We start from the raw sequence: 1,034 nt of genomic DNA, 5'->3' as shown, positions 1-1,034 counted from the left end.
TAAAAATCGAGTATTTCTGTACGGTATGTTCGGTTAAAGCGCTCAATAAAAGCGTTCTGCGTCGGCTTACCCGGCTGAATAAATTCCAGTTTTACTGCATGTTGCTCTGCCCATTCAGCCAGTGCAAGTGAGATAAATTCCGGACCATTATCCATGCGTAGCATGACCGGATAGCCGCGATTTGCCGCGATCCTGTCGAGTACACGGACCACGCGCAAAGCTGGCAGATTCAGATCGATTTCAATCGACAATGCCTCACGGTTAAAGTCATCAACGACATTGAACGTTCGAAAACGACGGCCACAGACCAGAGCATCATGCATAAAATCGACAGACCAGCTCTGGTTCAGCGCTTCTGGTGTGGCCAGTGGCGAGGGATTACGCACCGGCAACCGTTGTTTGCCTTTACGGCGAAAATTCAGCTTCAGCAGACAATAAATACGATGGATCCTTTTGTGATTCCACGGGTATCCCTGCCGCCGCAGAACCTGGAAAAGTTTTGGAAAACCGTACCGTGGGTATCGCTCTGCCACTGCCTGCAACGCGACAATAACGGGTTCGTCACGCGTGGTATCCGGACGGTAATGGTAAACCGTTCTGCTCAGGTTCAGACTCCGGCAGGCCTGACGGATACTGAGTCCAAATGTCGTTATCAGATGAGTGACCAGCTCACGCTTAAAGGCTGGTTTTAAAGCTTTTTTTCGATAACGTCTTTCAGCGCCCGGTTCTCAAGGCTCAGGTCGGCAAACATCTGTTTGAGACGCCGATTCTCGTCCTCAAGATCTTTGATCTTTTTAATATCAGAAGCCTCCATGCCGCCGTATCTGGACTTCCAGTTGTAGTAGGTGGCTTCAGATATACCGGCCTCCCGGCAGACATCTTTAACAGTTCGTCCGGCTTCAACCGATTTAATTACGGCAATGATCTGATGCTCAGTAAAACGGGCTTTACGCATAGCGATCTCCTTTGTTGGCAGATTGATTATGCCGGAGGATCTCTAAATGTGAATGGCACGATTATGCGGGATACTTACA

Annotated in this window: 1 pseudogene; it reads right to left on the bottom strand. The window is 49.1% G+C overall.

The annotated features are described in order from the left end of the window. A pseudogene (locus tag NNN64_RS22815) lies at positions 1 to 955 on the bottom strand (IS3 family transposase); the annotation flags it as partial. Positions 956 to 1,034 lie beyond the last annotated feature (79 nt).

Origin of the sequence: Citrobacter sp. Igbk 14, from assembly GCF_028069825.1 — a bacterium.
In the GTDB taxonomy this organism is placed as follows: domain Bacteria; phylum Pseudomonadota; class Gammaproteobacteria; order Enterobacterales; family Enterobacteriaceae; genus Citrobacter.
The sequence above is the reverse complement of the archived record's forward strand: the minus strand, read 5'-3'. Positions and strand labels throughout refer to the sequence as shown.